General features: G+C 60.1%; 3 protein-coding genes and 1 pseudogene. All 4 read left to right on the top strand.

Features of this window, described 5'->3' with window-relative positions:
* Positions 1-15: 15 nt before the first annotated feature.
* Positions 16-3,486: a GAF domain-containing protein gene (locus H6G07_RS26500; RefSeq protein ID WP_073608145.1), complete on the top strand. Its 3,471-nt coding sequence runs from the start codon at positions 16-18 to the stop codon at positions 3,484-3,486.
* A gap of 163 nt (positions 3,487-3,649) precedes the next feature.
* Positions 3,650-6,655 carry a hybrid sensor histidine kinase/response regulator gene (locus tag H6G07_RS18895; protein WP_073608146.1) on the top strand — a complete coding sequence of 1,002 codons (3,006 nt, stop codon included), beginning with the start codon at positions 3,650-3,652 and terminating at the stop codon, positions 6,653-6,655.
* A gap of 9 nt (positions 6,656-6,664) precedes the next feature.
* On the top strand, positions 6,665-7,174 hold the full coding sequence (locus H6G07_RS18900) for a chemotaxis protein CheW (protein WP_073608147.1): 510 nt from the start codon (positions 6,665-6,667) through the stop codon (positions 7,172-7,174).
* A gap of 192 nt (positions 7,175-7,366) precedes the next feature.
* Positions 7,367-7,783: pseudogene (locus tag H6G07_RS18905) on the top strand (ferrochelatase); the annotation flags it as partial.
* Positions 7,784-7,978: the final 195 nt, after the last annotated feature.

A 7,978-nucleotide genomic window follows, 5' to 3' on the forward strand; every position in this document is an offset into this window, starting at 1 on the left:
TAAGGTAGTTGACCCATGACCACAGATTTTCGACCCTATACTCCTACCAACGCGGCTGAAGAGCCCGACCCGATTAACGGCAAGGCCCATAGCCCGGATCCCACAGCCAACAACTTCCAGGGGTTGATGTATCGCGGGGTAGCCTACGGCCCAGACATTAAAAACACGGTCAAAATTACCCAGCGATCGCAGTTTGGCTGGGTGCAGTGGTTCAGCAACCTGAGCGTGCGGCAAAAGCAGCTCGCCGGTCTGTTTACCTCCGAAGCGATTTCGGTGCTGGGCCTGGTGGGGGTGGGGTCGCTGTTGATTATCTCTGGCGGGCGCAGTCAGCTGCTCAACCAGGCCAAGGCCGAGCTGGCGGTCACCGACATTGAGTACAACATCAAAATCAACCAGATGGGGTTTGGCTTTCGGGGCCAGTCTGACAACCCCGCCATCATCAATGCAGCGGTAGCTTACGCCAGCGGTGAAGCCGTGCCGTCGAGCGCGATCGCCTCGGTGCAGCAAATTCTCAAAAACGAAATCAAGGCCCGCAACATTGAGTACGCCACTCTGGTGGGCAACGATCGGAGAATTATTGCCAATGCCAACCGCGATCGCCGGGGCCAGTCGTTTGACCCCAATGGCCTGGTGGGTACCATGCTGCAAAACCCTCGCCAGATCAAAACTAGCGCCATCGTCAGTTGGGCTGAGCTGCGCAACGAGGCCCCACCCCTGCCAGCGGGCTTCACCGACCAAGACGCGCTGATTCGCTACACCATTACCCCCGTTAACGACCCAGCTTCGGGACAGGTGGTGGGGGCACTGGTTTCCGGCGATATCGTCAACGGCAAAGACGTCATTCCCCGCGAGTCGATCGCGCCGTTTGGCAACGGCTACAGCGCCATCTACCAGCGGAGCGAAGGGGGCTTTGAGCTAGCCAGCGGCCTCTACGCCGGCGAGAACTCCGAGTTAGACCAGGCTGCTGCCAACGTGCCCCTCGACTCCTCTACGTTGATCGAGCAGGCCGTCGCTCGCCCTGGGCAAGAGGTGACCCGCCGCGATCGCATCAACGGCACCACCTACACCCTGGCCGCTCGCGCGGTCGAAGACTTCAGCGGCGAGCCGATTGCGGTGATGGTACGGGGCACCTCCGAAGCCGGCCTCAACGCGCTAATTGGCAACAGTCTGCGGATTCAAATGCTGATCGCCCTGGCGGCCCTAGCTGCTAACGCGGTGATTGCCGCCCTGTTGGGTCGCTCCATTTTGCGGCCGATGAAAGATCTTCAGCAGGCGACCTGGAAGTTTGGCATGGGCGATCGCCAGGCCCGCGCCGAGGTCTACGCCACCGACGAAGTGGGTCAGGTGGCCCAGGCCTTTAACCAACTGGCCGAAAACATCACTGCATCAGAAGATCTGCTGCGCCGCCAGGGTCAAAAAGAGCAGCGCTCTGCCGCCCGCGCCAACCTGCTGGCCAGCCTGACCAGCCGCATTCGCCAGTCGCTCAACGAGCAAACCATTCTCAGCACCTCAGTTGAGGGTCTGAGAGACGTGCTCGAGGCCGATCGAGTGCTGATCTACCGCTTCCATACCGACTTCAAAGGCGGCGACATTACTGCCGAAGCGGTAGCGCGGGGTTGGAAGCGCGCTATGGGCCAGACCATCAAAGACCCGCTCACGCCCGAGGCCCTAGAGCGCTACTACGCCGGACGGGTGACGTTGATGACCAACCGTACCGAGGCCGAACTCTCCCACTGTCACTGCGACATTTTAGAGAGCCTGGAGGTGATGTCTAATATGGTGGCCCCGCTGCTAGTCGGCGATGAGCTAATTGGCCTGCTGTGCGTACACCAGTGCGATCGCCCCCGCGACTGGATCACCGACGAAGTCGAACTGCTCCAGCAGGTTGCCGTACAGATTGGCTATGCCCTCAGCCAGGCTCGCCTGCTGCAACAGCAGGAAGTTACCGCCACCCGCGAGCGCCAGCTCAACGAAATTGTCTCTCTGATGCGTGAAAGCCTCGATCAGGAGCGCATTTTCCGCACCGCTGTGACCGAAATCCGCCGGGCGTTGCGCAGCGATCGCGTCATTATCTACCAGTTCGACGCCACTTGGAAAGGCACCTTTGTGGCCGAGTCGATCGAGCAGGGCTGGCCCACCGCCCTGGGCAACGACCTCTACGACCCCTGCTTCAAAGAAAAATATATTGAGCAGTACCGCCAGGGCCGGGTGCAGGCGGTGGCCAACCTGGCCGAGGCCGGGCTGACCGACTGCCACCTGCGCCAGCTTGAACAGTACAAAGTTAAAGCCAACCTGGTCGCCCCCATCATCATCAACGACGAGCTGGTCGGTTTGCTGATTGCCCACCAGTGCAGCCACACTCGCAACTGGGATCCGACTGAAATCAACTTCTTCCGCCAGATCGGCATTCAGCTGGGCTTTGCTCTAGAGCAGGCCCGCCTCTACACCCAGACCGAAGCCCTCTCCGAAGAACGCCGCCAAAAGCAAGAAGCCCTACAAATGCAGCTGATTGAGCTGCTCAGTGAGGTTGAGGGGGCCTCCCGCGGCGACCTCACCGTGCGCGCCGATGTCACCGCCGGCGAGATCGGCACCGTCGCTGACTTCTTTAATTCCATTGTGGAAAGCCTGCGGCAGATTGTGACCAAGGTGAAAAGTTCCACCGAGCAGGTCAACGCCTCCCTGGGCGAAAACGAAGGGGCCATTCAGACCCTGGCCACTGAGGCCCTGCGCCAGGCCGACGACGTCACCCAAACCCTGGCCTCAGTCGAAGCCATGACCGCCTCCATTCAGCAGGTGGCCCGCAGCGCTCAGCAGGCCGCCGTGGTTGCCAACAGCGCCTCCACCACCGCCGCAACCAGCGGCCAGGCGATGGATTTGACCGTACAAAACATTCTCACGCTGCGAGAGATTATTGGCGAAACCTCCAAAAAGGTGAAGCGCCTGGGCGAATCGTCGCAGCAGATCTCGAAGGCGGTGTCGCTAATTAATCAGATCGCCATGCAGACCAACCTGCTGGCCATCAACGCCGGCATCGAAGCCGCCCGCGCCGGGGAAGAGGGCCAGGGCTTTGCGGTGGTCGCCGAAGAAGTCGGTGAACTGGCCGCCCGCTCTGCCGAAGCCACCAAAGAGATCGAGCGCATCGTCGAAACCATCCAGCGCGAAACCGCCGAAGTGGTCGACGCCATGGACCAAAGCACCACCGAGGTAGTCGCCGGTACTCGCCTGGTCGAAGACGCCAAGCAAAACCTGGGCCGCATTCTCGACGTCTCCCAACAGATTGACACCCTGGTGCGCTCGATTTCTGACGCCACCGTCTCCCAGGTCGAAATCTCTGAGTCTGTAACTCAGCTCATGCAGGCGATCGCCGCTGAATCCACCCGCACCTCCCAATCCTCCCTGGAGATCTCCACCTCCCTGCGAGAAACGGTGGATGTGGCGCGATCGCTCCAGGCCACCGTCGGCACCTTCAAGACCGGCGAAGAGTAGATGGGTGAAGGGGTGGATGGGTAGGGGGTAGGGGGTAGATGGATGAATAGCTTCTACCCCAACCATCAACGGTTCATTCCTACCCTACTCCCTACCCCCGTACTCCCCTACCCTCGTACTCTCCTACCCCCCACCCCCGTACTCTCCTACCCCTTCCCCCACCATGTCCGACGCAAAGGAACTTGAAATTCGGCTTCAGTTTCTCGACGAGGCCCAAGAATACCTTGATACCCTGGGCACCCACCTGATGGGCCTGACCCAAACCTTTGAAGCCAGCACCATCAACGAAGCTCTACGGGCCGCCCACTCGATCAAAGGGGGGGCCGCCCTCATGGGGTTTCAACTTCTCAGCGATCTAGCCCACCACCTCGAAGACAGCCTCAAGGTGCTAAAGGTGCAGCGAGGCAAGCTTGACATTGATGCCGACCTAGAGCAACTGCTGCTGGCAGCGGTCGACTGCCTCAGCCAAGTGATGGTGGGCCAGCGTCAGTGCCTCAGCCAGGGCCGCCAATCCCCCGTTGAGGAGCGATGGCTTGAGCACCATGCCGCCCCCATATTCGAGCGGCTCCACGATCGCCTGGGCGACCCGGTCGAGGAAGACGCCTACTCCATGCTGTCCCCCGAAGACGGCCAGGATGTGATTCCGCTGCTCTTTCAAAGCGAGGTGGAGGGCTGCCTCCAACGGCTAGAGGGGGTGCTGAGCGAGCAATCGCCCTGCCTGCGAGAAGAGGTTCAAATTCTTGCCCAAGAGCTGGGCGGGCTGGGGGAAATGCTTCAGCTAGAGGCGTTTGTCAGCCTCTGCCAGTCGGTGGCAAACCAGGTCACCCTGGTCGCGGAGGACGATCTGGTGATGGTTGTGCAGGAAGCCCTGGCCGTGTGGCGGCGCGCCCAGGCCCTGGTACTCACCGGCCATCTGGGCGAAATTCCGACTCAAATGGTGGTTGTAGGCGCTACTTTCGAGTCTATTCCCATTGCCGAAATCCCTGGCGACATCATTCCCCATCTGGAGGATGGCGACATTACCGCCCCCGTCTGGCCCCTCGGGGATGACTCGGCGTTGCAGCCTGACTACTTAGAAGCCGACATCACCGACGATGTCGCTGCCTCTTGGTCAGAGTTAGGAGGCAATGCCGAGTTTGAATTCGCAGACGCTGCTGCTGCCCATGGAGCCAACATTCCAAGCACGGCTACCGGCAGCTCAGCCCCCAACCTCGATGAAGTCGACAGCGATAGCACCGTGCGAGTGCCCGTCAAGCAGATTAACCAGCTCAGCGACCTATTTGGCGAACTCACCATCGAGCGCCACCGGCTCGAGCTGGAGGTCAGTCGCCTGCGGGGGCTGGTGGGCACCCTGCAAACCCGCATGCGCACCCTCGATCAGGTGAATAGTGACCTGCGCGCCGCCTACGATCGCGTCGCTACCCAAGATGCCTCAGCACCACGGCTGCCCACCGCTCCCGGCTTGCAGAACGGCCTAGCGCTCGTTTCCCAAACGGCCGACACCACTCTGCAATCGCAGTTCGATGTGCTCGAACTCGACCACTACCGCGATCTGCACCTGCCCTTTCGCGAAATCATTGAAACGATTATTCAACTACAGGAGGTAGGGGCCGACATTGAGCTATCGCTCGACGGCACCGAGCAAACCACCCACACCCTGCGCAAAACCTCCCGCCAGCTGCAAAAGAATCTCACCCAGCTGCGCATGCGGCCCCTGGCCGATGTTTTCGATCGCTATCCTCGCTCCCTCAGGCAGATGTCGTTGCAATACAACAAGCCGGTAGAGCTGAAGCTCAAGGGCGATCGCACCCTAGTCGATCGCAACGTGCTCGAAGCCCTGCAAGAGCCGCTGATGCACATCATCCGCAACTGCTTCGACCACGGCATTGAGGATGCTGAAACCCGCCAGCAGCGAGGCAAACCCGCCGTCGGCACGATCGCCATTAGCGCTCAGCAGCAGAGCAGCCGCACCGTGATCACCATCAGCGACGACGGCGGCGGCATTGCGGTAGAAAAAATTCGCGATCGCGCCCGCCAGATGGGCCTCGACGACGGCTTGCTGGCCGCCGCCAGCACCCAGGAGCTGCTGTCCCTAATTTTTGAGCCGGGCTTTAGCACCGCTAAAACCGTCACCGACCTCTCCGGGCGGGGCATCGGCATGGATGTCGTGCGCAGCAAGCTTAAAGAAATTCGGGGCGACATTCAGGTCGATACCCAGCTCGGTGCCGGCACCACCTTCACCATCTCCATCCCCTTCACCCTATCCGTGACGCGGGTGCTGATCACCGAGAGCAAGGGCATGCGCATGGCCTTTCCGGTGGATGCGATCGAAGAAATTTTTGCCCTGCCCGCCGAGTACATCCTGGCCACCGCCGGTCGCGAGAGCTTTGAGTGGAATGGCGAGCTGGTGCAGCTAGTGCGCCTGGCCGACTGGCTGCACTTCAACTGCCCAGTGGTGATCGAAAGCCCCGAAACCGCCCCTGCCATCTCCACCCCCACAGTAATGCTGGTGCGCGCCAACCAGAAACTGGTGGGGCTTCAGGTGGAGCGATCGTGGGGCGAGCAAGAGGTCGCCCTGCGCCGCGTGGTCGGCAACTTGCCTATGCCTAAGGGCTTCAACAGCTGCACCATCATGGGTGACGGCCAGGTGGTGCCCCTGGTCAATACCGCCGAGCTACTCTACTGGATCGCCAGCTGCGAAGCCTCTGGTGCCGCTACCCTCGACGACACACCGATGCAGGCTTACCTCACCAGCGGCCCTGGCTACGAGACCAGCACCGCCGCCCGCAAGCCCACCGTGCTGCTAGTCGACGACTCGATCAACGTGCGCCGCCTGCTCGCCCTCACCCTCGAAAAAGCAGGCTACCAGGTGGCCCAGGCCAAGGATGGTCAAGACGCCCTCGACAAGCTCACCGCTGGTCTTGCGGTCGAAGCCGTGATTTGCGACGTCGAAATGCCCCGCCTCGACGGCTACGGCTTTTTGGCTCGACTCAAAGCCGAAACCGAGCACGAAGACCTACCCGTTGCTATGCTCACCTCCCGCAGCGGCCAAAAACATCGTCAGCTAGCTATGAGCCTGGGGGCAGCCGCCTATTTCACCAAGCCTTACAACGAGCAAACCTTGCTCAAAACCCTTGAAGACCTGATTCAGCCTGCCCTGGTGTCCTAGGAGTTCCCCTTGGCCTATACTGCCCTCGCCCGCCGCCGTCCTAGCCCAGAACCCACCCTGCGGCTGATCTGCTTTCCTCTGCGTCAAGCGCACTTTTGCCTGCCCTTGGCCATGGCCCAACGGGTGATGTCTCGCTCTGGAGCAGAGGCTAGCCTTACCCCTGGACTGATCCAATTGCAAGGAGCACAGGTTCCAGTCGTTGACATTGTTCCTTGGCTCTACCACAAAGCCCCGCTACTGCCTGGGCAGGTCATTCACCCTGGCGGTACCACAGCTCTCGCTCAGCCCGATCAGACCATTCTGGTGATTGAGTCTTCTCGCCTGGGCCACCTAGGGATTCTGGTAGACGATACACCCACCCTAAAGCGTGCCCGTCAATCGGCCTTTAGCCCGATGCCTGCCGCCTACCTAATCGCTCACCATCTACAAGGAATCAATACCCTTGTGTCCTTAGGAGGCAGCGAGCCACCGCTGTTTTTGCTGGATGTCGATCAACTCCTGCTGCCATCAGACCCATAAGGAGAATCGACAGTTGAAGACAATGTAGGACTTTAGCCGTTGTCGGGAGTGATTTAGCTGCTCCCCTGCGATATTTTCTAGCCTGTCCGTGTCTCTAATCCTCTCCTAACCAAGCTGCGGGTTTTATTAACAACATCCCCCTACTGGGGATGTTAGCCTATGGGAGAAAGACATCTCCGAGAGGGCCATCGCATGGTTGCAACCCCCGACGTTATCCAATCGTTTGAACGTTCTACTTCCCCAAGCGGCAGCGGCAAGGTTGCCGTATTGCTCATGGGTTATGGCGAAGTTGAGAGCTACGACGACTTTGCTAACTACAACGAGCAAGCCCTAAATTTGCTGACTGCTAAGTTTGCCCCGGTGCCCACCTGGGTCTACCCGCCGCTGGCCAAGGTGCTGGCCGCCTTCGACCTCCACGAGTGGAGCCACCAGCACGGCAACTTTATCTCCCCCCACAACGCTATTTTTGAGGCCCAGCGGGCCGGCATTGAGGCCAATCTACAAGAACGCTGGGGCGATCGCATCAAGGTGTTCAAAGCCTTCAACTTTTGTAAGCCCTTCCTGCCCGACCAGGTGCTAGAGCAGATCAAGCAAGAGGGTTACGACCAACGGTGACAATTTAAGACGCTAGGCTAACCGTCAAGGGCCTTTTGGATATAGTGCCATGACTCGCAGCGCCAGCCATCGAGATCACGTTCGTCCACGCAACCAACCGTATGTGGAGAACGAAGCAGTCAAAGCCCGGCTGAACGACCTGCTCACGCCAACGGTGTATGCGCAACGCGGTTTGTATCGGCAACTGGG

Source organism: Phormidium tenue FACHB-1052 (assembly GCF_014696675.1).
GTDB classification, from domain to species: domain Bacteria; phylum Cyanobacteriota; class Cyanobacteriia; order Phormidesmidales; family Phormidesmidaceae; genus Nodosilinea; species Nodosilinea tenuis_A.

What these genes read in the sequence shown, in the direction of transcription:
- H6G07_RS26500 (WP_073608145.1), top strand. Translation starts at nt 16, where the DNA reads ATGACCACAGATTTTCGACCCTATACTCCTACCAACGCGGCTGAAGAG.
- H6G07_RS18895 (WP_073608146.1), top strand. Translation starts at nt 3,650, where the DNA reads ATGTCCGACGCAAAGGAACTTGAAATTCGGCTTCAGTTTCTCGACGAG.